Source organism: Erythrobacter sp. W36, assembly GCF_057364935.1.
Genome location: NZ_CP200281.1, coordinates 1 through 22,274, shown reverse-complemented (window position 1 = coordinate 22,274; position 22,274 = coordinate 1). Strand labels below are relative to the sequence as shown.

The 22,274-nt window shown below is 57.4% G+C and carries 17 protein-coding genes and 1 pseudogene; 6 read left to right on the top strand and 12 right to left on the bottom strand.

Annotated elements, in window-relative coordinates; translation table 11 throughout:
- Nucleotides 1-11 precede the first annotated feature (11 nt).
- On the bottom strand, nucleotides 12-1,286 hold the full coding sequence (locus tag AC0V6U_RS00090) for a Xaa-Pro dipeptidase (RefSeq protein ID WP_472644226.1): 1,275 nt from the start codon (nucleotides 1,284-1,286) through the stop codon (nucleotides 12-14).
- A 172-nt stretch (nucleotides 1,287-1,458) separates the two neighbouring features.
- On the opposite strand from AC0V6U_RS00090, the gene AC0V6U_RS00085 reads away from it, so the two are divergent.
- Nucleotides 1,459-2,514, top strand: coding sequence for an alpha/beta fold hydrolase (locus AC0V6U_RS00085; RefSeq protein ID WP_472644225.1), 1,056 nt, complete (start codon nucleotides 1,459-1,461; stop codon nucleotides 2,512-2,514).
- Here the strand turns inward: AC0V6U_RS00085 and AC0V6U_RS00080 are convergent.
- From AC0V6U_RS00080 to AC0V6U_RS00070, 3 genes are read right to left on the bottom strand one after another with little or no spacing between them, the layout of a single operon-like run.
- The gene (locus AC0V6U_RS00080; RefSeq protein WP_472644224.1) at nucleotides 2,511-4,991 is read right to left on the bottom strand and encodes an outer membrane protein assembly factor BamB family protein; all 2,481 of its coding nucleotides are present in this window, start codon (nucleotides 4,989-4,991) and stop codon (nucleotides 2,511-2,513) included. The genes AC0V6U_RS00085 and AC0V6U_RS00080 overlap by 4 nt on opposite strands.
- A gap of 43 nt (nucleotides 4,992-5,034) precedes the next feature.
- Complete coding sequence (locus tag AC0V6U_RS00075; protein ID WP_472644223.1) at nucleotides 5,035-5,793, bottom strand: SDR family NAD(P)-dependent oxidoreductase; 759 nt, start codon at nucleotides 5,791-5,793, stop codon at nucleotides 5,035-5,037.
- Nucleotides 5,794-5,804: 11 nt separating this feature from the next.
- Entirely contained in the window at nucleotides 5,805-6,860 is a 1,056-nt protein-coding gene (locus AC0V6U_RS00070) for a VOC family protein (RefSeq protein WP_472644222.1), read from the bottom strand.
- A 177-nt stretch (nucleotides 6,861-7,037) separates the two neighbouring features.
- Between AC0V6U_RS00070 and AC0V6U_RS00065 the strand changes: the two are divergent.
- Nucleotides 7,038-8,720: pseudogene (locus AC0V6U_RS00065) on the top strand (TonB-dependent receptor); the annotation flags it as partial.
- Nucleotides 8,644-9,558, top strand: coding sequence for a TonB-dependent receptor domain-containing protein (locus tag AC0V6U_RS00060; protein WP_472644221.1), 915 nt, complete (start codon nucleotides 8,644-8,646; stop codon nucleotides 9,556-9,558). The pseudogene AC0V6U_RS00065 and the gene AC0V6U_RS00060, both read left to right, overlap by 77 nt.
- Nucleotides 9,559-9,596: 38 nt before the next feature.
- Here AC0V6U_RS00060 and AC0V6U_RS00055 read toward each other — a convergent pair whose 3' ends face one another.
- The 4 genes from AC0V6U_RS00055 to AC0V6U_RS00040 all read right to left on the bottom strand — a co-directional run bounded on the left by AC0V6U_RS00055 (nucleotide 9,597) and on the right by AC0V6U_RS00040 (nucleotide 15,053).
- Nucleotides 9,597-10,226 carry a TetR/AcrR family transcriptional regulator gene (locus AC0V6U_RS00055; RefSeq protein ID WP_472644220.1) on the bottom strand — a complete coding sequence of 210 codons (630 nt, stop codon included), beginning with the start codon at nucleotides 10,224-10,226 and terminating at the stop codon, nucleotides 9,597-9,599.
- 336 nt (nucleotides 10,227-10,562) lie between these two features.
- Nucleotides 10,563-12,257 carry a M1 family aminopeptidase gene (locus AC0V6U_RS00050; RefSeq protein ID WP_472644219.1) on the bottom strand — a complete coding sequence of 565 codons (1,695 nt, stop codon included), beginning with the start codon at nucleotides 12,255-12,257 and terminating at the stop codon, nucleotides 10,563-10,565.
- A complete protein-coding gene (locus AC0V6U_RS00045) occupies nucleotides 12,241-14,142 on the bottom strand; it encodes an ABC transporter permease (protein ID WP_472644218.1) in 1,902 nt (633 codons plus the stop codon). Before AC0V6U_RS00045 ends, AC0V6U_RS00050 begins: the two co-directional genes overlap by 17 nt.
- 11 nt (nucleotides 14,143-14,153) lie before the next feature.
- On the bottom strand, nucleotides 14,154-15,053 hold the full coding sequence (locus AC0V6U_RS00040) for an ABC transporter ATP-binding protein (RefSeq protein ID WP_472644217.1): 900 nt from the start codon (nucleotides 15,051-15,053) through the stop codon (nucleotides 14,154-14,156).
- A 482-nt stretch (nucleotides 15,054-15,535) separates the two neighbouring features.
- Between AC0V6U_RS00040 and AC0V6U_RS00035 the strand changes: the two genes are divergently transcribed.
- The 3 genes from AC0V6U_RS00035 (at nucleotide 15,536) to AC0V6U_RS00025 (ending at nucleotide 17,460) form a co-directional block, all read left to right on the top strand.
- Nucleotides 15,536-16,249 (top strand): hypothetical protein, encoded by a 714-nt coding sequence (locus AC0V6U_RS00035; RefSeq protein ID WP_472644216.1) that lies wholly within the window; start codon nucleotides 15,536-15,538, stop codon nucleotides 16,247-16,249.
- 70 nt (nucleotides 16,250-16,319) lie between these two features.
- Entirely contained in the window at nucleotides 16,320-16,811 is a 492-nt protein-coding gene (locus AC0V6U_RS00030) for a hypothetical protein (RefSeq protein WP_472644215.1), read from the top strand.
- 301 nt (nucleotides 16,812-17,112) lie between these two features.
- A complete protein-coding gene (locus AC0V6U_RS00025) occupies nucleotides 17,113-17,460 on the top strand; it encodes a hypothetical protein (protein WP_486169325.1) in 348 nt (115 codons plus the stop codon).
- A gap of 272 nt (nucleotides 17,461-17,732) precedes the next feature.
- Here the strand turns inward: AC0V6U_RS00025 and recQ are convergent, their stop codons facing one another.
- The 4 genes from recQ to AC0V6U_RS00005 all read right to left on the bottom strand — a co-directional run.
- Nucleotides 17,733-19,604, bottom strand: a complete 1,872-nt coding sequence (recQ, locus tag AC0V6U_RS00020; protein ID WP_472644213.1) for a DNA helicase RecQ — start codon at nucleotides 19,602-19,604, stop codon at nucleotides 17,733-17,735.
- Between the two features lie 178 nt (nucleotides 19,605-19,782).
- Nucleotides 19,783-20,058 carry a hypothetical protein gene (locus tag AC0V6U_RS00015; RefSeq protein WP_472644212.1) on the bottom strand — a complete coding sequence of 92 codons (276 nt, stop codon included), beginning with the start codon at nucleotides 20,056-20,058 and terminating at the stop codon, nucleotides 19,783-19,785.
- Complete coding sequence (locus tag AC0V6U_RS00010; RefSeq protein WP_472644211.1) at nucleotides 19,985-21,232, bottom strand: sodium:solute symporter family transporter; 1,248 nt, start codon at nucleotides 21,230-21,232, stop codon at nucleotides 19,985-19,987. The genes AC0V6U_RS00015 and AC0V6U_RS00010 overlap by 74 nt, the downstream gene beginning before the upstream one ends.
- 260 nt (nucleotides 21,233-21,492) lie before the next feature.
- On the bottom strand, nucleotides 21,493-22,274 hold a 782-nt coding region (locus tag AC0V6U_RS00005; RefSeq protein WP_486169324.1), incomplete at its 5' end, for a glycoside hydrolase family 3 C-terminal domain-containing protein.

The following is a 22,274-nucleotide window of genomic DNA, read 5'->3' as shown; positions in this document are numbered from 1 at the left end:
GCCTCTTATCGCTACTCAGACTTGTACACCTCGCCCTGCTTCATGACGAAAGTCACGTTTTCGAGCAGCGAGATATCCTCCAGAGGATTGCCGCGCACCGCGATGATATCGCCTGACGCACCCGTCTTGATCATACCGATATTACCTTTTTGCCCCAAGGCATCGGCCGCATTGTATGTCGCTGCCCGCAACGCCTCGGCGGAGGTCATGCCAAATCGTACCATGCGCGAGAGCTGCTTTGCATTGTCGCCATGCGGATAGACCCCAGCATCAGTGCCCAGCACCATTTTCACACCGGCCTCGTGAGCGCGGCGGAAATTCTCGCGCTGCGTCTGGCCCGTCATCCGCTCTTTCTCGAGGCTTTCGGGCAATATACCCGCAGCCTCTCCTTCGCCCAAGATGAACTCGGTCACATAGATGTCCATCGATAGGAAAGCGCCGCTTTCCTTAGCCAACCTGATGCCTTCGTCATCGATGAAGCTGGCATGCTCAATCGTATCGACGCCCGCCTTCAGGGCATTGATGATGCCCTCGGTTCCGTGGGCATGGCTGGCGACTTTCATCCCGTGGCTGTGCGCCTCTTGGGTGAGCGCGGTTAGCTCCTCCAGAGTGTATTGCGGCGCACCAACCTTTGTGCCTTTGGACAGGACACCGCCGGTCGAGCAGGTCTTGATCAAATCCGCGCCAAACTTGCGGTTCTTGCGGACTTTGGAACGCGCGGCCCACGGGCCATCCGCCACGCCTTCGCCGGTTGCCTCATACTCAGGCGGTAGGAGGTTGTTGTCTGAGCAATGCCCGCCGGTAATCCCAATCGGAGGGCCAGAGACAAACATGCGAGGTCCAGGCACATCACCCTCCGCAATCGCATCGCGCAATGCGACATCACCAAAACTGCCCGCGCCAACATTACGCACCGTCGTAAAGCCAGCCATCAGCGTGGTCTCGGCATTCACCACGCCCGTGATCGTCGCGCGCTCATCAGAGATCGCGAGCCTGCGATACCCGTGTGTATCAGAGTCGCTTGTGAGGTGAACATGCATGTCGATCAGGCCGGGCAAAATGGTCATATCGCCGAGATCAATGACCTCATCAGCCTCTGCGGAGACCGTTTCGCTAAATGTAACCCCCGTGATCACGCCGTCGGTGATTGTGATCACCGGGTCATCGAGCAACCGCCCGCTTTCGACATCGACCATGCTGTCCGCCTTGACGACAACAGTCTCCGCCAAGAGGGCAGTTGAGCTAAGGAGCAATGACGAAGCGAGAGCGATAACCGGCAGTTTCAAGCGAATTCCCCTTGTTGCATTGCAGCGAAAGCTAGCAGCTTTAGGGCACGCGGCAAGTGGCAAGCATCCTCCCGGATCAGCCAACAAGACGTTCGCCTCCGCGACAGATCATTTAGTTGACTTTTTGTCCACTTGTGGTCCTAATCCCCTTTGGTTGGATGAGGAAACTGCGGTGGCATTGACGAAGCGGATTGTTCTGGGCCTTGGCGGTCTTTTGGCGGTGCTTGCGCTGGCTGTGTTCGCTTGGGTGAGCTGGCCCATTTCGGTTGACCGCAGCGCGCCTGATCCGGCTCTGACCTATCTCAATGGCAAGGATGAGACTGACGTAGAGCTTCGCGAAGCTTACTTTGAGCGTGAGGGCGCGGCGCTGCATTACATCGAGGGCGGTGAGGGAGAGACGGTGGTATTCCTCCATGGCTTTCCGTCCTTCTGGTTCTCATTACTGCGGCAGGTCGATGATTTCAAAGGGGATTACCGCGTTGTCGCGGTCGATGGGCTTGGAGCGGGTCAGTCCGATGCTCCAGGCGATGTTGAAAGCTACAAGCTCGAAGCGATGGCGGCGCATCTGGAGGCGCTGATCGACCATTTGGGAGCGGAGAAAGTTCACTTGGTCGGCCACGATTGGGGCTCTGCCTTTGCCATCGGCTTTGCCCAGCGTAACCCTGACCGGGTGCTGTCGGTAACCGGCCTCAGCGCACCGCCCATGAACGCCAGCCTCCATGCGCTTGAGCAAGACGAGAGTGCGCGCGCAACCGCCAGCTATGTCGAGCGCTTCAAATCCGCCAACCCAGCTTTGCTCGTCGCGCTGAGCACTGATGAGACGATTTACAACGGCGCCTACCGTCCTCTGGTGGACGCTGAGAAGCTGACGCAGGAAGAGGGGGCTTTGTTTAGCCAAGGCACCAGCGATCCCAAACGGACCAATGCGCATATCAATTGGTACCGCGCGAATGCCCCGCATCCAGACGAAATTACCGAGGGCGACTTCTGGCCATCGCGCAATGCTCTGGTGAGTATGCCCGCGCTCTATATTTGGGGCGAGGATGATCAGATATTCAACCAAAGCGCGATTGACCGCCTGATTGAACTCTCTGATGACCCCACCTTGCTGATGTTTCCAGACGTAGGGCATTGGCCGCACGTCCGAATGGCACCTGAAGTCAACTTAGCGATACGCGAGCATATTGCGCGGGCTTCTGAAGCAAGCGCTGCGCAGGAAGCGCGTTAGTCCTCCAGCGCGTAGGCGATCACATAGCCGCCCTTGCCATCGCGCGGGCTTTGCGAGTCAATGTACTCATTGGTCGCCGGATCGCGCGGATAACGCCATGTTGGATTGGGCACTGTGACAATCACATATTGCTTGCCGCTCTGCTGTGAACGGTATGTCATCGGGGTCGCGAGGCCATTGCCGGGCAGATCCGATTCCCACTTTTCCTCGCCCGTACGCACATCAAAGGCGCGCACTTTGGCGTCCATGGTGGAGCTGAGGAACGTCAGCCCGCCGCGCGTTGTCAGCGTACCTGCGCGAACCGCAGTGCCGACATCGTAAGGTATGCCCGACCGCAGGCCGAAAGGGCCGGACTGGCTCATATCGCCAGCAGGGCGGCTCCAAAGCAGCTCCTTGGTGTTGAGGTCGATCACTGCAATGCGCGACCACGGCGGCTCAAAACACGGCACCTGAGTGCCGAGCCGCGACATAAAGGGCGCGGGATAACCATAGGCCTTGATCTGACGGATATCGTATGGGTCATCAGGATCTGCATCGCCGAGCGGCGGCATAGGGTCGTCTTCAGACATGCGAACGGCAGGGTGACTTTCGCCGAGCAGAAGCGCAGCAAGAGGCCCCGCTTCTGCCACTTGCTCCGGTGTGACCATCACCAGCCGGTGGGCGAGCATCATTGGTGCGGCCACCAGCAAGCCATTGTCTGCGTCCACCGACACGCTGCCCCAATTAAAGCCGCCAAAATTGCCGGGATAGAGCATGGTGCCGGTGTTGGTGATGCCGGTCGCGAGCGAAGGGGGCGTGTACATCCCCTCATAGTCCATCGTGCGATATTCGATCCGGCACGCCATCTGATCAATTGGGGTCAGGCCCCACATGTCCTTCTCGAAGCGATACGGATGGAAGTTAGGCAGCGGCGAGACCGGCTGGGTTGCGGCCAAGCGCTCGCCTTCGATCTCGCTTGTGCTTGGCACGGGCTTTTCTTCGATCGGATGGACCGGTGATCCGTCGCGGCGATCGAGCAGGAAGATATCGCCCATCTTGGTCGGCACAGCCACCGACGGGACCAGCTCCCCATCACGCTCAACATCGACCAGCACCGGCTGGGCGGGCATGTCGTAATCCCACACGTCATGGTGAACGATCTGGTACTTCCAGCGCGCCTGCCCTGTGGCGGCATCAATCGCCACGACTGAGGAGGAATATTCCTCGTCAAAGTCTCTGCGAGCGCCGCCGAAATAATCCGGCGAAGGATTGCCGGTCGGGGCGTAAATCAGACCCAGTTCCGCATCATAGCTCATGATTGACCAGACGTTCGGCGTGCCCGGCGTGTAGGTCTCGCCCTCTGCTGGCAGCCCATTATTACCGGGATTTCCGAGATCCCATGCCCATGTCAGCTCGCCCGTCATCGCATCGAATGCGCGCACCACGCCGGAGGGCAAGCCAAGGTTCTGAGAGTCAGCGACCTGGCCGCCGATAACGAGGTTATTGCCTGCCACGAGAGGCGATGACGTCACCCAATATTCGAACCTCTCATGATCTCCCATGCCTTCCCACAGGTCGACGACCCCGCCATCACCAAAATCGGAGCACAGCTCGCCCGTATCGGCATCAACGGCGATGATTGTCGCATCGACGGTGGAGGTGACCACGCGCTTGGCGCATTGGCCCGCATAGCCTTCAGGCGCTTCGTGATAGCCTACGCCCCGGCAGGTGCGGGCATATTGGTTTTCCATCGGGGGCTGGATCCCATGATCATAGCGCCAGATTTCCGCACCGGTCGCATCATCGAGCGCGATCATCACATTGCGAGCGGCGCACAGATAGAGCCTGCCATCGACATTGAGCGGAGTGGCCTTGAAGTCTTCTTCCACGCCAGTCCGGTAACGCCAGACCTCTTTCAGGCCGCCGACCGTTTCGACATTGATGTCTTCAACGGTTGCAAAGCGGGTTCCGCCTGCGGTGTTGCCATAGTGGCGCCAGTCGTCCGATGCGGCGATCTGATCATCGGAACGGACAGTCCCTTGGCTGTTTTGATCGTAGCTTTGCAGTCCGGCGACGAGCAGTGCGGCAACTGATGCTGCGGCAGGAGCGCCCATCCACCAGCGGTTGAAAGTGATCTCTGGCGCGGCTGCTTCTGCGTTCTTTGCTTTGCGGTTCAAAGAGGTCTTGTACCACGGCGTGAGGAACCAAAGGCCAAGGCCGAGCCACATCGCCAAGCGCGGCAGCAATCCGAGCAGGTGCAGCTCAGCTTCGAACAGCGACCAAATCAGCGTCACGCCGAGCAGCAGCGCATAGAGCTTCGCCGCCTTTACGCTCCTTCTGATAAGAAGCACCGTGACCGCCAGAACGGTTAGGCCAGCTAAGATGTAATAGAAGCTGCCGCCGAGGTAGACGAGAAAGCCGCCCCCTGCGGTCAGCAACAAGCCCACAAGGGCGAAGATAATGATGAAGAGCCAATGCAGAACGTTGGAGATCGTCATGTTTCAATTCCTGTCGTTTTGCATTGGCTAGATTTGTGATCTGTTAGAGCGGAAAGACACTCGCACCGCCATCGAGAACGACGCCTTGGCCGGTCATGAAGTCGCTCTGGCGCGATGCCAGAAATACCGCGATACCTTCCATGTCTTCCAATTCGCCGATCCGGCCGATTGCAGAGCGGCGATGGGCCGCGTCCTGGAACGCCTGACTGGTATCAAGTGACATTTCAGTCTCGATAAAGCCCGGCATGATCGCATTCACTCGAATGCCTGCCTGACCAAGCTCCACGCCCAAGGCTTGAACCAGACCAATGACGGCCGCCTTCGTGGTCGAATAGCCAGCAGCGCCGCCGCTGCCTGCGCGCGCGGCAATGGAAGAGGTCACGATGAGACGGCCTGGGATCTTCTGTGCAAGCATATGCTCGGTCACTGGCGCCCATGTTTGCACAACGCTCATCAGATTGAGGTCAATCGCATTGAGCCAGGCCTGACGCCCAACCTGGTGTGACATACCCCTAAATCCAGCGCCGCCAGCATTGGCAAAACAGCTATCGACTTTCTCGAACCGCTCCAGCGTTTGCGCGAATGCCGCGGCGATGCTGGCTTCATCGGTTACATCGCATTGGAACGCCTCGACGTCGCCGCCCATTTCGCGCAGTTCGGCAATCGCCTCGGTGTTCTTGGCCTCGTTGCGGCCCCAGACGGCAACCTTGGCACCGCACTTTACCAGGCCGCGGCAATAAGCGAGGCCTAGTCCTCCGTTTCCGCCGGTTACGATGGAAACGTGATCGCTTAGATCGAACATATTAAACCCCTTTACTCAATCCCGTTGTTCTTGAAATTTCGCGACGAGACGAGCGCATCAGTGGGCGCAGTTTGCAGCCCAATCAGATTGCCATCTGGGTCTCGCCCGAACATGATTTCTCCGCCGTCCATGGGCCCGGGTTCTGTCACCACGGTCCCGCCGGCTTTGACAAACAGCTCGCGGGCGGCCGCCATATCGGACACGTCGAGCACGATCATATTATAGCCAAAGGCATCAATCGGACGCGGTGTCTCGCGGTCTTCGGTTGGGTGGCTGTGGAACTCAAACATCTCCAGCTCCAGATTGCGGATCTGGAACCATGCGGCCTCGCCTTCGCCGCCGTCGAGCCCGCCAACCTTGTCACTCTTTTCCCCGCCCATGCGGAAGAACGGCCATTGGCCAAAGCGGCGCGGTTCTGGCTGGCCTAGCAGGACAGAATAAAACCCGATCAGACGGTCAATATCAGGCGTGGCAAGCGACACGTGCCGAATGCGATATTTGTTTTTCGGTGGGGTCGGCAGATCGAGCTGAGCTATGTCGACCTCTTCGATCTCGGCGATCAAACCATCAAAGTCGCGTGAGTATCCGTAATACACCGGATTTTTCGGGTTGAGCTGCTGCAATTCGCGGTCACCCAAATATTGAGCGCCGCCAGCCAGAAATTTGTCATAGGCCTGTGTTTCTTGGTCGACCTGATAGCAGACATGCATGATGCCGGGCCCTTGAACGTCCATGTGGGGCGTCGCCTTGGCCTCTTCAGACTGATTGGCGAAGGACATGAAGCGCACTTGTGCATTTACGCTGCGCATCATCCGAGTCTCTGCTTCAACGCCGTCTCTACCGACGACTTGATCGAACAATGGATTCTCTCGGATCGGCGCATCGTCGACCACCGCGAGGTCGACCGAAGCGCTGTAAAGCTCAGCCGTTTTGTCGAGGTCGCTGACGCTCGCTCCAACGTAGCTGACACCTTTGATCACCGAGTCGTCTGGCAGTTCAGAGGTTTGCGGCCCACCGCAAGCTGCGAGCAGAAATGCAGCGCCGAGCGTGACTGTAGAGAGTTTCATATTCGCCTTTCGAGCCGTCAAAAATCAGCTTGCTGGCTTTGCAAGCTGCTGCATGGACTAAGGGTTAAATACACTCCAAGTCAACAAAATGATGGAATTTGCTTGAATGCGGGCGAATTTTCCATCATCAAAGCCCCACAAGTGGAAAATAATACCACTTATATATGGGAGGGATTTATGCAGGACTCGAGCCGCAAGCTGCTTGCAGGCATTAGTTTTTTGGCGTTTTCGATCGCGGGCGCTCCAGCGCTGGCTCAGGATGCCGAGTCGCCCACTGATGATGCTTTTGACGGCAATTCAATCGTGGTCACTGCATCAAAGCGTCAGGCCACGCTGCAGGAAACGCCGATCGCAGTTTCAGTGACAACCGCTGAAGAGATCGAGGATGCACAAGTTCGCGATTTGCTCGATATCCAGACCTTGGTTCCATCCCTGCGGGTCAGCCAGTCTAGTCTTTCTTCCAACGTGAACTTCATCATCCGCGGATTTGGCAACGGCGCCGCCAACCCTGGCATTGAGCCTTCTGTTGGCGTGTTCGTTGATGGGGTCTATCGCAGCCGTGCGGGCTCGCAGATATCTGACCTGCCCGACCTCCAGCGCGTCGAAGTTCTGAACGGTCCGCAATCAACCCTTTTCGGTAAGAACGCTTCGGCTGGGATTATCAGCGTTGTCACACGCGAGCCGCAATTTGAATTCGGTGGGAGCGCAGAGCTCTCTTACGGAAATTTCGACGCGATTGTAGCAAAGGCCAACATCACTGGACCAATCAGTGAGACTGTCGCCTTTAGCATTGGGGGCACTCTCAATCGCCGCGATGGATACATCGAAGACTTCATCATTGATCAGGATATCAACGACCGGGATCGCTGGGGCGTTCGCGGACAATTGCTGTTTAAGCCTAGCACTGACCTCAGCTTTCGTTTGATTGCCGATTACGATGAAATTGATGAGGTTTGCTGCGGAGCGACCAATGTTGTCGATGGTCCAGTCGGCGGTCTGGTAAGAGCGCTAGGCGGGCAATTTGTCGCTGATGAGCCTCTGTCCTTGCAAAGCACAGTGAACTTCGCGCCAACGAACCGCCTCAAAAACTATGGCCTGTCTCTTCAAGTTGATTGGGCGTTGAGCAATATTGACGTGACTGGGATCGGTTCTTATCGACGCACAGACTCGTTTGTTAACCAGGACAGCGATTTCACCAGTCTCAATTCGATCGGAACCAACATCAATGAGGTGGACCTAGAAACCATTACAGGTGAAGTCAGGGTTGCGTCTGATTTTGATGGACCGCTAAATTTCCTTGTGGGCGGTTTCTTCTTTCATGAAGAAATCGATCAAACCTCAGACTTCGGTAACGGTGAGGGGTTTCTTCTTTTCGCCAATGCAGTCACCGGCGGCGCTTACAGCGCGCTTGAGCCGACTTTGCGCGCGCTGGTTCCCGGTATTCCCGAAGGCCAATTTGGTGGAGTGGGCCAAGGACGCAACCTCGGTTATGCTTACGAAAACACGGCCTTTTCAGTTTTTGGCCAGATCGACTTGGCGATCACTGATGATCTGACCTTCACAGTCGGTGCCAACTACACCGACGACGAGAAAGAGGCCGTCTCAAACAATGTGAGCACCGATGTGTTCTCAAGCATTGACTTAGTCCAGGCGGGTTTCAATGCCGCAATCTTCCAAGGCGCAACACCTGATCAAGCATCGGTCTTGGCTTCAAATCCGGCAACCAACCCGTTTCTCGCTTTACGGGGTCTGCAATTCAATCCGCCTTATCTCAATTTTCCCAATGCGGTTGAAGACGGGCGGACAAGCGACACCGATCTCGCCTACACCTTCCGCCTCGCCTATGATGCGTCAGACAACCTCAGCGTCTATGCGACCTATGCGACAGGATTTAAGGCATCATCCTTCAATCTCTCGAACGACAGCTCAGCCTTTTGCAGCGGATTTCATTCCAGGTTCGCCTTTCCAGTCTCCTGCGCCAGCCGCGTCTCCAATCCGCGACGCTGGCTTAGCGGTTGCAAACCTGACCACAGGTTCGCGCTTTGCGGGGCCGGAGGAATCGGAGGTCTACGAACTCGGTGTGAAGGGCCAATGGGACGGCTTCTCGTTCAATCTCGCGATCTTCGACCAGACCCTCGAAGGGTTCCAGGCGAACGTCTTCACTGGCACTGGCTTCATCCTTGGTAACGCCGAAGAACAATCGGTTCGGGGCTTTGAACTCGACACTAGGATCTCACCCATACCAGAGCTGACTTTTACCGCAGGGATTACCTATTTGGATTCCGTGTTCGATACATTCACGGGCGGAACGGCGTTGTCACCAGCCTTTACGATTGTTCCAGCAGACCTCAGCGGCGAAAGGCCATCCGGTGTTCCAGAATGGTCTGTCGTTGTTGGTGGCACTTACACGGCGGATCTGGGCAACGATAACTCACTAAGCTTCCATGCCGACTATTTGACGGAAAGCAATGTTGAGATTGTCAACGGTGTTTCTGACTTCAAGCGCGCCGTTGAAACGCTCAACGCCTCGGTTACGCTAGGTCTTACAAACGGCATCGAGTTTTCAATTTGGGGACGCAACCTGACCGATGCAGCATATCTGAACATCGTCTCTCCGGCAGTTGGGCAACCTGGATCGCTGGTTGGCTTCCGCAACCAGCCACGCACTTACGGCGGTCTTGTTCGCTTTAAGTTCTGACCCGTTCGACGCTGACCCACTAAAGAGGGGCGCAGTGACTAGCTGTCTTTGCGCCCTTTCTTTTTTCCCTCGCTTGATTGGGACTTGGCGCTGCTAGGCCACTTCAGTTTTTGCTTCGCACCCAGCGCATCATATTTAACCCCGATCACTCCACCTAGGATCATGGCGACTGTGATGTCTTCAACGGTCTGGCGGTCTGCGCCGCTCTTGATCAAATATTGCCCCGCCGCAGCTGGCAGACCAAAGGAAATCTCTGTGCTGGCGGTCGCGATCTCCATCGAGATACCAAATGTCTCAGATGTCAGCTCTGCAAAATATTGGACCGCTGGTTCCCGCCGAAAATGCGTTGGGTCCTGCGCGCCTGCGATATTGGGATAGGCTTGTAGACGCTCAATGATCAGCCCGCGATCCTCGATGTAACGCAAATACGCCTTGGTGACGTTGCGCACCAGTTCCTCATAGGTCTCCACCCCTTTGGAGGCTTGGAGCTGTGTGTCGCGCAGGTGCTTGAATTCTTGGTCCAGCAAATCTCGCAAGAGCTCAATCAGGCTGCCGAAATAGCGGTACATTAGGGTCTTGCTGACCTCAGCATGTTGCCCAATGCTCTCCAGAGAAAGCTCTGCTGTGCCTTTTTCCGCGATCAGCTCAGCCGCGCTATCGAGAATCATCGCGCGCCGAGTTTCCCGGCTGAAACAGCCGGCTTGCCTGTTTTGAACTGTCGACACTCATCGGCAAAATTGCCTCTTCCCATCCGCTAATCGAACCCTTGACGCCTTTTGAAGCGAATGGAGCACCTCGCGCAAGTTGAATCGCGAATGACCCGCAAAGATCGGATGCAGAGGATTTAGGCGCAGTCAATCAACCGCTCAATTGCTAAGCCCATTTGCACCGCATCAGAATTGCTAGCCATGAGCTACTGAAGCTCAGGCGCAACTCCGCCTGTGGCCCAAGTGTGGCATTTCACATTTTTGGTGAAGTTGGGCATTTCGAACCCAAAGAGCCAATCACCCAGTCTCAAACAGATTGTCGTCGGAATTGCGGTCGACATATTTGTTGTAGGGGTCGATCCCCACATAGGTCGGCTGCTTGTCGGTGATGATCCGAATTTTCTGCTCTCCGCTTTTGACCGGCTTGCGCTCCATCAGCAGCACGTTCGATTTATCGAACGCCCCGAGCCCCGGCCGAGCGGTAAACGCGCCCACTTCGATCTGGTCCGCCAGAGGTGCTTCTGTCTCTGCGCCTTCGCCGTCGGCATAGAATTTGGCTGCGCTGACGGTGATTACGGTTTCCCATGAACCATCGGGCAGTTCTTTGCTTTCGGCCTCTTCAACCTTGAGGTCATACAGCGTGATCTTGCGGAGCAGATCCTCGACCAGCTGGCGCTCTTCATCGTTCCGCGCGAGGCTTTCAAAGCCTTCCACCAGATCGGTTGAGATCGCATAGGGAGGGCCCTTAAAGCGATAGCGATCAAGCAGCTCTGACAGCATCACATTGACGCGGTCTTCACCCAGCCTGTCCTGGAGCAGATACATGACCACAGCGCCTTTGCGGTAATGGATGTAGCCTTGGTTCTCGACTTGGACCAGCGGCAGTTCTTCAATCGCTTCGCCGCCGCGTGATGTCAGGTAATTGTCGAGTTCGAATTTGAGGAAGCGCCGCATTTGGTCTTCCCCATAGATCTCCTTCATCACCATCATGGCCGAATATTGCGCCATGGTTTCGACCATGATCGTCCCGCCTTGCTGGTTGGCGCTGATGATCTGGTGCGCCCAATATTGGTGAGCGACCTCGTGGGCGACAACATAGGTCACTGCATCAATGTCACCCTCATCAGCGTAATCGGCGACAAAGCCTATGCTTTCCGAATAGGGCATCGTGCCAGCGAAAGCCTGCGCAAAGCTGGCGTAGCCGGGAAATTCGATGATGCGTGCATGCGGGAATTGATACGGGCCCAAATTCGCCCGGTAGTAATCAAGCGATTTCTCAAGAGCATTGAGCATGCGCTCTACATTGGTGTCGTGCGTCTCGTGATAATAGACCTGAAGCTCAACGCCATCGACATTGCGGGTCGCAATTTCATAGTCCGCAGACTGAATGGAGAAGAACGAGAGGATTGGGCTCTCTGAAACGAAACGCGCGGTGCGCCTGCCCCCTTCGACCTCGTCCGAAACGCGCACGCCCGGCGCAATGGGCGTCTGCCCTGCATCGGTTGTGACCGTAATGTCAGCTGTGACCCAATCGGCCCCGACATAGTTCTCTTGCCTCGATGCCTCGTCCCCGAGCGGCGCAGGGCGCAGCTCTGATGGCAGGTCATATTCCCGGCGGGTCGCCCGGTCTTGCAGCAGGCCCGAACGGTTCATGCCGATTTGCGGCGCGAATTCGGAATTGTTGAGGAAGGTGCCGTTCTTCACGAGGCGCGTGTCGTTCCCTCTTGCACGGATACCGCGTTGCCAGCGCCTAGTCTCAAAAGTCAGCTCGCTGGTCGCCCCGGGCGCCAAGGGTTCATCGAACCGATAGATACGGTGCTTGAACTTCTCGTCATTGGTCTCGAGCGTAGCGCCCGCCACCTCAATGCCCAGGATTTCGGCATCTGCATCTGGCAGACGCACATGCAGCTGCTCAATCACCTCGTCAGTGTCATTGAGGATAGCGTAGCGTCCCCTCGCCTCCATCCGGATCTCTTCAGGAAAAAGATCCACCTCTAGGCTGACTTGTGTGACGGCTAAGCTGCACAAGAGTTTCGTACTGGAGGTACTTCTTCTCATATTCAGCAAGCGTCGCCTCATTGTCGTCGCTCGTCCGGTACTGCTCCACCCGGTTCATCTGGTTGAACAGATATCCGCCAGTAACAGCAGCGAGCAGGACGCCAACGCCCAACACGGCACCCGCAGGCGATTTTAGGCCTTCGGGCAGACGTTTGAGGCGCGGCTTCAACGCAGCGTCAGCGCCGCGACGCCAGAGCAGATGAGCGAGCACCGCAAGGATCAGTGCAAAGGCGCCCCAATAGAGCCTGAGCCCCCAACCAAGAGCATCGCCCACGGCGTTTCCGTTGATGTCGGAAACCGGATTTCCGCCCGTCGAACCGTAGAGATAAAGCGGGTGCTCAAAGCCCAGGTTCGACAGCACAAGCTGCGCCACGATGTAGATCACCATGATCCCCCAACCGACGAACTTGTTCGGGCTGAGCGCCTGCACGAAGACCGCAAGGATCGCAGTGATCAGCATATTGATCGACAGCGGCAATAGGTACCAATCGAAATACTTGCCAATCTCTGGCGTGACCCCGCGGAAGGACTGGATAAGGACGGCTGACACGACGCTGGCCAGAAGTGCGGTGAACAAGACAACGCCGACAGCGATCGTCTTTGGCACCATATAGCTCCACCCGGGGACCGAGGTGGAATCAATCAGCTCGTGCATTTTGCGATCGCGATCGCGCCAGACCAGCTCACCAGCGTAATAGATTGCGATGATAACCGGGATAATGCCGAAGCCGCCCTGCAGGATAGGAATGACCGTAAATGTCAGCGGCCGACTGGGCGTGCCATAAAGCTGATTGCCGAGGAGCAAAGCGCCCGTTGTATTGAACAGGCCAACGAGGATCAGAACGAAAAACGCCGGGTGTTTGATGACCTGCGCGACCTCAAACCGGGTCCGGGTGATCAATCGCGCCCATGCGCTCTTCTCTGGACGCAGGGCTGGAAGAGTTTCGACAATGCGCGGCTCAACCTTGGCGAGCTTAGCTTGCTTTTTCGCTTCCCGGCGGAGCTTGCGCTTAGAGACGCCTTTCTCTGTGAAGCTGAAACGCCAATAGGCAAGGACCAGCATCACCAATGCAAAGCCGATCCAGATGATGCGATTGGCCAGCAATCCGCCCTCTAGCGCGGGTACAAGCACGTTGGATTCCGCCGCGGTCCAATAGCGTGTGGCATTGGCAAGTGCGCCAAGGCCAAACGGCTCAAACAATGCCGCTGTATCCTGCAGGTCTGGCCGCCCTTGAACTGCCGAAATCAGAACGGTCCAAAGGACCAGGAACGCTACAACCGCGACATAGGTGTACATCATCGACCGGGTCATGGTCGCGACTGCGAAGAACAGCGCGCAGACCATGAACATGCCCGGCAGTGCGAACACGAAATAGGCGCTGGCGTAGTACGATAGCTTGTTCGGCCCGAGGGTCTCAGGATCAACCCAGGGCATGAGCGAACCGAGCCAGATCGCCAGCGGTACAGTCGCAAATGCGAGAGCCGCAGCTAAGAAAGCGCCCGAAAATCGCCCAAGCAAATAGTCGAATTTCCCGACCCGCGTTGAACGGACCATTGGGCCAAAGCCGCTTTCATCATCGCGCACGATCACATTCGCCACAAATGCGGTGGAGACGAACATGAAAAATACGGTCAAAATCAGGTGTGTCTGGATGATCGCGAGCGGGCTGTTGGCGTTGACATTGCCGCCGCTACCAATCTGAATGTCACTGCTGGTGGCAGCGCCAAACGTCAGCAAAAAGAATATGATAGCGGCAACCCAGAATACCGGATTGCGCAGCTGATAGCGCAATTCGAACGCGGTGATCTTACCGAACATTCCGGTTCTCCTCAGGCCGCAGCAGAAGCAGCAGGAACATCACGGCGCGAATGCGCGAGGGTCGAGAAATAGACATCCTCAAGCCCACCGTCGATGCTCGCAAAACCGTCCCCCGGATCATTGTCTGACAGGATATGGACAATGGTCCGTCCGGCAAAAAGGCGGGTCGAGATCACTTCGTATTGCTCCCGAACCTTATCGAGATCAGAGCGGTCAATCGTCTTGGCCCAGACTGTGCCGCGCGCCCTATCGATCAGATCTTTTGGCGCGCCCTCAAGCTTGATTTCCCCCTGCACGATCACCGCCATGTTCGGGCAAAGGTCCGATACATCCTCAACAATATGGGTCGAGAGGATAACCACCACGTTCTCGCCGATTTCGGCGAGCAGGTTGAGGAATCGGTTGCGCTCTTCCGGGTCCAGCCCGGCGGTCGGCTCGTCAACGATGATAAGCTGAGGGTTGCCAATCAAAGCCTGAGCAATGCCAAAGCGTTGCCGCATGCCGCCGGAAAAGCCAGCGATAGCCTTCTTGCGCACGTCCCAAAGGTTTGTTTGCGCAAGCAGCGTTTCGACGGTGTCTTTGCGCTCAGAGGAAGACGCCACGCCCTTCAGCACAGCCATATGGTCAAGCATGTCGTAGGCCGAAACGCGCGGATACACGCCAAAGTCTTGAGGCAAATAGCCAAGCGTCTCGCGCAGCTTTTCAGGCGCCGCGAGCACGTCGATATCGCCAAATTTGATCGTGCCCTCGCTCGGCGTTTGCAGCGTCGCAACAGTCCGCATCAGCGTACTCTTACCCGCACCATTGGGACCCAGCAGGCCAAACATCCCATTTGGTATGGTCAGCGATACATTGTTAAGGGCCCGCGTCCCGTTTCCATAAACATGGGTGACGCCGTTCAGCTCGAGCATAATACAATCCCTCCGTTTGGCAGAGGGGTATCAGGGTGTAATACATTGATAAAGCACCTCGGTCGAAAAATATGTGCTGTTCGACCGAGCGGCATTTTTCGCCTTGCGCCGCTCGCGACCTTCCATCTCGACTGGCGCACGCAAAAACTCTTCCGCCAGCTTCCGCTTTCACCCTCAATTTCAGTTACGATTCGACGGCTCGAAGTGGCTAACAACTCGCAATTGCCGATATTATGTTGGTGATCTCAGCCAAGCTGAAAAAGCGGTGCTCCGCTACCGGTGCCTCAAGCCCCAAAACTGAATGCCCTACCTCCATATTCGCTATCTATTCTGCACGCATTAAGGTTGCACGGGCTGAATGCGAACCGACCTCTCAGGGCGAGGCAAAATCGGGATGAGCGGATATCGGACTATACAGAATGCAGATAGCGAGGGGGCTAGCTGAATTCTATTCTCAGTGGCAGATGATAAAGGCCACTCCAATGACCTCGATAAGCTTTTCGACCTCGTCCGTTTCCTATCAGAGCACCAATGTGCCCTCGACGGGCTTCCGCTCTAGCGATCCCGCACTAGCCAATTTTCAAGCCCGCACGGCTGATCTCGCAACGCGAGACCCGCAGGCCTTCGCGGCGGTTCTGTCGCAGGCGTTCGGCTCAAAGCTATCGCCCGAGCTTCAATTTGAGCTGACGCGGCAGGCACAAGACGGTGTTCTGCCGATGCCTGCCGAATTGAGGTTTGTGGATGAGGCAACCTTGGGCGGCGCACTTGGGGCTTATAGCGCGGTGAATGGCGGCACCATCTACCTAAACGAGCAGTTACGAAATGACCCCGCCGCCATGCAGGCTGTGCTGGCGCAAGAGATCGGGCATCATCTGGACGCCGTTTTAGGCGGTCCCGACGCAGTGGGCGACGAGGGCCGTGCATTTGCGGCAGGTCTTGAGCGGGGTGGCCCGCTGTCCGAGGCGGAACTGGCGCTCACTATCTCTGTACCCGATCACGGAGTGATCACGGTGGGCGGCCGACAAATCGATGTTGAGTTCGCTCTCCCGGCTGTGCTGGTATGGCTGGGTCAGGGGGCAGCGCAGACCGTGCCCGATGCGGTGATCGGCACTATACTCGCCCAATTGACCGGTATTCCCTATACGTGGGTCGATCGACTGGTCGACTTCGGCCTTAACCTCATTCCCGGCGCCTAGCCAGCTCGACACCGCGAAGAAGCTGGGGAAAATTGGCGAAGCGATTGACACTATCATTGACGCGGCAAGATTGGGCGATCGGCTACCGCGTGGACTTGTTGGCCGGGCTGATGGTTTAATCAATGATATTCGTCGATCCTGGGGGCAATTTCAGGAGCAAGTGCTCGCAGGTGATTTTAACCGCGCAAGGGCGACGTGGGGCGCACTGATCGGTAAAATTCGTGAATTGCAGGTGGCAGGCCGCATCGCAGATTTAGGCGGCACACTGGTCGACATCAACAAAACCTTCCCCATTCCCGGAGGCCGGCGAGAGTTCGATGTGATTTTCCAACAGGGGAACGGGACGGTGTTCGCCGAAGTCAAAACGGGCGGAGCGACCCTTCTGAACCGAGGCAGCGACCGGTTCCAGCGTACTTTCGACAACTTCGTCGCACAGCGCGACTTCGCCGTTTCACAAGGGGCCAGCTATCGTCTCTACGCCGACGACTTCTCGAACGACATGGTAAGGGCACTGCGCGAGGCAGGCATCGACTTTGTGCAAAGTGGAACCATCTTGCGTTAAGTGACCACGTCGCTAGTTCCATCCGTACATGGCCAATCTCTATCCAATTCGCCCCTTGTGGCCACAAACTCAACACGCGCTGCGCCCACTTGTGTTGCCGCTGCTCAGCGCTCTGGGCGAAGTGCCGTGGGTAGTTCGCGCGGTCTTGGCAGACGGTCAGCACGGATTTGCCACCCCAATGGCCGCTGCAAAATTCCTTACTTCGCGGGCTTCTCCTATCAACGCGGTTAGCTTTCAGCTCAGCGCCACTGTAGAAATCCAGTGCGAGCCGGGCCTGATCGGGAGCTTTGGGCATGTAGGTATGGACCCGCTGATTCATCTCAGAAAGCAAGACAGCGAGCGGATCGCTCAAGAATTTCGCCGATTTGGTGCAGCGCTAATTGAGATTGGCGCGCGCGCGGTCTGGTTTGGTGCGTTTAGATCAGACCATGATGACGTAATGGGCGGTGAAGACGCGCTGCGATCAGCGATGATGAGTATGCACCCCGCTGATCCGCTTCCACTTTCACTGGTTGACCACGTGAGCTGGCTGATGATGTGGCCTGATGGAAGAAAGGTCGACCTGACGGCGACCCTGCCACCGCAAGCCAATCCAACCGGGGTCATGCGCCTTGATAACTCACCTTGGTGGACACGAACCGAAGGCTGAAGTCTAGGCATACCTGCATAACAGGTTAGAGTATTTGGCACGACTTAGGACAAGTCAGCTTTATTTTTACAGATTGCGTTTAACAAATTAGCAAATTCAGCAGAGCCGTCTCTTTCCTCTTCATGTCATGATCGAACGTCCGCAATGGGTCATGAATGGAACGGCGGCTTTGCTCACTGCGAATGCCAAGAGCAGACAGTCCGCAATCGGCCCAGTTTCTATAACGAATAGATGAGGTATCTCCCGACACGATGCAGCCAGAGGTGCCAAAGCTACCGATCATGCAACCGGATCACCGTGAGGAATGCATCGCCATAGGCATCCAGCTTCTTCGCCCCGACGCCAGGCAATTCGCTTAGCGCGTCGCGGGTCTGAGGCTTAAACCCGGCCATGTCGCGCAGCACGGAATCGTGGAAGATCACGTAAGGTGGGACCTGATTTTCCTTCGCCAGATCGCGGCGCAATTCGCGCAAGGCATCGAATAGCGGATCGCCGACCGGGTTGAGCGCCTGGCTCGAGCCGGATTTGCGCCGCTTCCCGCCAACCCTTTTGGGCGGGATGACCAGATCCAGCGGCTGCTCTCCCTTGAGGTAACCACGCGCCTCCGGTCCCAGCATTAAGCCGCCATGTTCCGTCGGCATCAATGCGCCGCGTACCAACAGTGCTCGGTGAACTGGCTTGAGCAAGGCAGCCTCCTCACCTTCGACTATACCAAATACCGACAGCGTCTCGTGCCCCTGCGTTCGGCTGCGCTCACTGGATTGGCCGGTTAGAATGCTCTCGATGTACCCTGACCCATAAGTCTGCCGCGTGCGCGCCACCGCTGAGAGGTACTTTTGCGCGGCAATCGTCGCATCAACAGCGCGGGCTGGTTCCAAGCAATTGTCGCAATTGCCGCAGGTTTGAGCAGGTTGCTCTCCGAAGTGACGCAGCAGGATGGCGCGCCGGCACCCACCGGTTTCAACCAAAGCGCCGAGGGCTGACAATCGCGTCCGCTCTCCTGTCTGCCTGACCTCCTCGACATCGGTGACACGCATGCGCGCCCTTGCGAAATCGTCCGCTCCCCAAAACATATGCGCCGCTGCGGGGTCGCCGTCACGCCCGGCGCGGCCCGTTTCCTGATAATAGGCCTCGATCGATTTCGGCAAACCTGCATGGGCGACAAACCGCACGTCCGGCTTGTCTATACCCATGCCAAAGGCGACCGTGGCGCAGATCACCATGTTTTCGCTTTCGACGAAGGCTGCTTGGTTCGCTGCGCGAATGTCGGCAGTCAGTCCGGCGTGGTAACAACGCACTTCGCGTGTTCCGTCAGACAGCGCCTTGGACAGCCTTTCAGTCGCTGCACGGGTTTGAGTGTAGATGATCCCGGGTCCGGAATTCTCGGCCAGAAGGCGTCGCAACTGCTGCGTCAGCTGGTCGCGCGGGCGGATCGCATAGCGGATGTTGGGGCGATCGAATCCGGCGACGATCAACCCTTCCGGCGCAATCCCAAGCTGCGTCAGTATGTCTGAACGGGTGTGGGCGTCCGCCGTCGCCGTCAGAGCCAGCCGCGGCACATGGGCGAACTGGTCCATGAGCGGGCGCAGCAGCCGGTAGTCGGGCCGGAAATCGTGGCCCCATTCAGACACGCAATGCGCCTCATCGATTGCGAATAGAGATATCTGACACTGCGAAAGCAGCTCCCGAAAATGGGACTGGCTTGCCCGTTCTGGCGCGACATACAGCAGATCGAGCTCACCCGCGCGCAGCCGAGATACCGTTTCGGCGCGGTTCTCATCTGCGCTGGTCAGGGTGGCCGCGCGGATGCCGTTTGCGCCGGCGCTGCGCAGTTGATCGTGCATCAGCGCGATGAGCGGACTGATAACAATGCAGGTGCCATCCAGCATTGTGGCGGGCAGCTGGTAGGTGAGCGACTTACCAGCCCCGGTCGGCATCACCGCAAGCGTCGAATGCCCACCCATGATCCGATCCACCACCTGCTGCTGAACGCCGCGGAAGGAGTGGAATCCAAAGACCTCGTGCAGCTTATGCAGCGACTCCGGCCCTGCCGGTGAACCGAGTTCGCCTCGATCCGGCGGAGTTTGCTGATCTGGAGGGCAATTTGGGGAGTTGCCAATTTCGGTGGTCATAGCGCCCGTCATGCCAGAACTCTTTTAGCGAGAGAAGCGCTGGTCCTCCCCAAAGCGCAAAGCTTGTGGGCGCGGGCGCGACCGGAATTGCCAATTAGTGTCACAAACGCGACAGCAGCTTACGACCCAAAAGTGGGCATTGAAGTTACCTTTTCATCATCGAGCTCTGATCTGGACATTCCCTCTTCCCCTACCAGAGGTATGCGTAGAGGCCAATGAGGATGGCGATGGTGATGGTGGCGAGCGTGTTGAACAGCGCGCTGGTGGCAAAGGCGATGTCGCCCAGCTTGACGGTCTGCTCTTCATCGGGTGCCGCCGTCATACGTGAGACGATGGCAGCTGCAACCAAGCCAACCAGGAACACGATCCAGATCCGCACCACAAACGGCAGATCAGGCAGAACCGAGTTGACGATGATGTTGAGCGCAACCGATCCGATCAGCGCGGTAAAGGCGCTTAGCCGCATTGGCCCGTTTGTCAAAGAAGCCGAGCAAGAACACGATCACAACGCCCGGCGCGATATAGCCGGTGTATTCCTGAACCGTCTGGAACGCACTTTCAAAGCCGCCGAGGAACGGCCGGGCCAGAACCAGCGCCAGCGCCATTGCGGTGAAGGCTGCGACGCGGCCAACGGTCACATAATGCTGCTCGGTCTCATCGGGCTTCACGCTGCGATAGAGGTCCATGGTGAAGATGGTCGAGATCGAGTTCATCATCGAGGCAAGCGAGCTCACCACCGCTGCGATTAGGGCTGCAAACACCAGACCGCGCAGGCCAGCGGGCGCAAAGCCCATCAGCTCGCCGTAAGTGCGGTCTGAACGCTCAGCCAGAGCCGCGCCATCAAGCGCGCCTTGCTGAGCCAGAATGACCGCCGCAATGCCCGGGATCACCACGATAAACGGCACAACCAGTTTTAGGAAAGCAGCAAAGGCTAAGCCCTTTTGCGCCTCGCCCAGGCTCTCTGCCCCAAGCGCGCGCTGGATGATGTACTGGTTAAAGCCCCAATAGCTGAAGTGCAGCACCCACAGCCCGCCCAGTAGCGTCCAGATGCCGGGAAGATCGTTGTAAGCCGGATGATCATTATCGAGGATCATCTCAAAGTGCCCTGGCATCTCGCCCGCTAGATAGCTGAGCCCGCCCAGCGCGCCGTCCGCTGGTAGCGCATCAAGCGCAAACCAGGTGATCGCAAAGCCGCCCAGGATCAGGATCACAACCTGGATGATATCCGTCAGCGCCACCGCCTTCAGCCCGCCATAGAGCGAATAGAGCGCGGCAAACGCCGCCAGCGCCGCCATCGATGTGAGCACGCCCCAGCCGGTCAGGCTCTCCACCGCAAGGCCGCCCAGCCACAGCACGGTGGTGAGGTTGACCGCCGTATACAACGCGACCCAGAACACGCTCATCAGCGTCTTCACGCCGCTGCCATAGCGCTGCTCGAGGAACTGCGGCATCGTATAAATGCGCCGCTTCAAAAAGATCGGGAGGAAGTATTTCGCAACGATGATCAGAACCAGCGCCGCCTGCCATTCATAGGCCGCGATCGCCATGCCCACGGCAAAGCCCTGGCCCGACTGCCCGATGATCTGTTCGGCTGAAATGTTCGATGCAATCAGCGAGGCACCAATCGCCCACCACGGCAAAGCGCGGCTTAGCCAAAAAGTAATCCTCAGTGTTCTTATCGCGCCCCTTAGGCTCGCGGCTAACCGCCAAGGCTATCCCCAGCAACGCCACCGCATACCCAACAATGATCACTATATCGATCGTCTCAAGCGTCACAAAAATGTCTCCCTCAAGCGCAGGCTTACCCCACGTCTTTGATTATTCTCTCCTGCCGCGTGTTCACCGCGTAACAGGCCCAGCGTGTCGCTGGCGTTCTAGTTCGCCTTCACGCATCAGCGCCTCAAAACGAGCACTGCGTTCCTTCCGGCAGCTCTTGCCGCATGATCTGCGATATGCTGATCTGCAAAGGCGCTTCGCTCGCAATGGTTAGGCTTCCGCCGGGAGACGCCAGACACGCCTCCGTCAGCACCATCTCACGCCAGCCCTTTTCTGCCGCAATGGTTAGCCCCTCAGTAATGTCAGCCGAGGGTCCGGTTCCGCTCACTGCCGTGACGCTGCCTGCCGGAGCGACTGCGATATTGTATGTAATTAGAAATGCGCCTTTACCCTCTCCGGACAGTGTCAGCGCGCTGTTCGGGCCAAAGGTAATTTCGCGTGCATCTTCTTGACGATCCTTGTCGATCCCACGCGCTACGATCCCGCCCGCTGCACCGCGTAAATTGGGTAAATCTGTGCCTCCTGCGCTTGCGCTGGAGCCCGCAGCTAACCGGCCATTGAAGTACCATTCTGAAGCCGCGCCATTGCTTAGGAACGCGCAGTCTTCACTCAAGTTTGCCAGAGGCGCTGTATCACTCAAGCTTCGTCCGCTACCCAAAGCAAACAAGGCGCCTTCAGGCGCATTTAGGGGTTCGCCTTCGCATGCCGCGGGCCAGCTAAACGATAGCCGGCCAGTCGCCTCGCGCGAGCCGAACAATACGTCGGCTACGCCCGCACCTTCACTGCCGGGCAACCATGAGGCGACAAAAGCATCTGCAGCATTGATCTCTCGGTTCATCCACAATGGACGACCGGACAGGAACACTGCAACCGCCGGAATGCCATCGGCGTTGAATTTCCGCAGCA

Bases quoted from the DNA above. Each gene is read 5' to 3' on its own strand.
- AC0V6U_RS00080 (WP_472644224.1), bottom strand. From the start codon at position 4,991: ATGACGATCTCCAACGTTCTGCATTGGCTCTTCATCATTATCTTCGCC.
- AC0V6U_RS00075 (WP_472644223.1), bottom strand. From the start codon at position 5,793: ATGTTCGATCTAAGCGATCACGTTTCCATCGTAACCGGCGGAAACGGA.
- AC0V6U_RS00070 (WP_472644222.1), bottom strand. From the start codon at position 6,860: ATGAAACTCTCTACAGTCACGCTCGGCGCTGCATTTCTGCTCGCAGCT.
- AC0V6U_RS00060 (WP_472644221.1), top strand. From the start codon at position 8,644: ATGCGGTTGAAGACGGGCGGACAAGCGACACCGATCTCGCCTACACCT.
- AC0V6U_RS00055 (WP_472644220.1), bottom strand. From the start codon at position 10,226: ATGATTCTCGATAGCGCGGCTGAGCTGATCGCGGAAAAAGGCACAGCA.
- AC0V6U_RS00045 (WP_472644218.1), bottom strand. From the start codon at position 14,142: ATGTTCGGTAAGATCACCGCGTTCGAATTGCGCTATCAGCTGCGCAAT.
- AC0V6U_RS00040 (WP_472644217.1), bottom strand. From the start codon at position 15,053: ATGCTCGAGCTGAACGGCGTCACCCATGTTTATGGAAACGGGACGCGG.
- AC0V6U_RS00035 (WP_472644216.1), top strand. From the start codon at position 15,536: ATGACCTCGATAAGCTTTTCGACCTCGTCCGTTTCCTATCAGAGCACC.
- AC0V6U_RS00025 (WP_486169325.1), top strand. From the start codon at position 17,113: ATGGACCCGCTGATTCATCTCAGAAAGCAAGACAGCGAGCGGATCGCT.
- recQ (WP_472644213.1), bottom strand. From the start codon at position 19,604: ATGACGGGCGCTATGACCACCGAAATTGGCAACTCCCCAAATTGCCCT.
- AC0V6U_RS00015 (WP_472644212.1), bottom strand. From the start codon at position 20,058: ATGCGGCTAAGCGCCTTTACCGCGCTGATCGGATCGGTTGCGCTCAAC.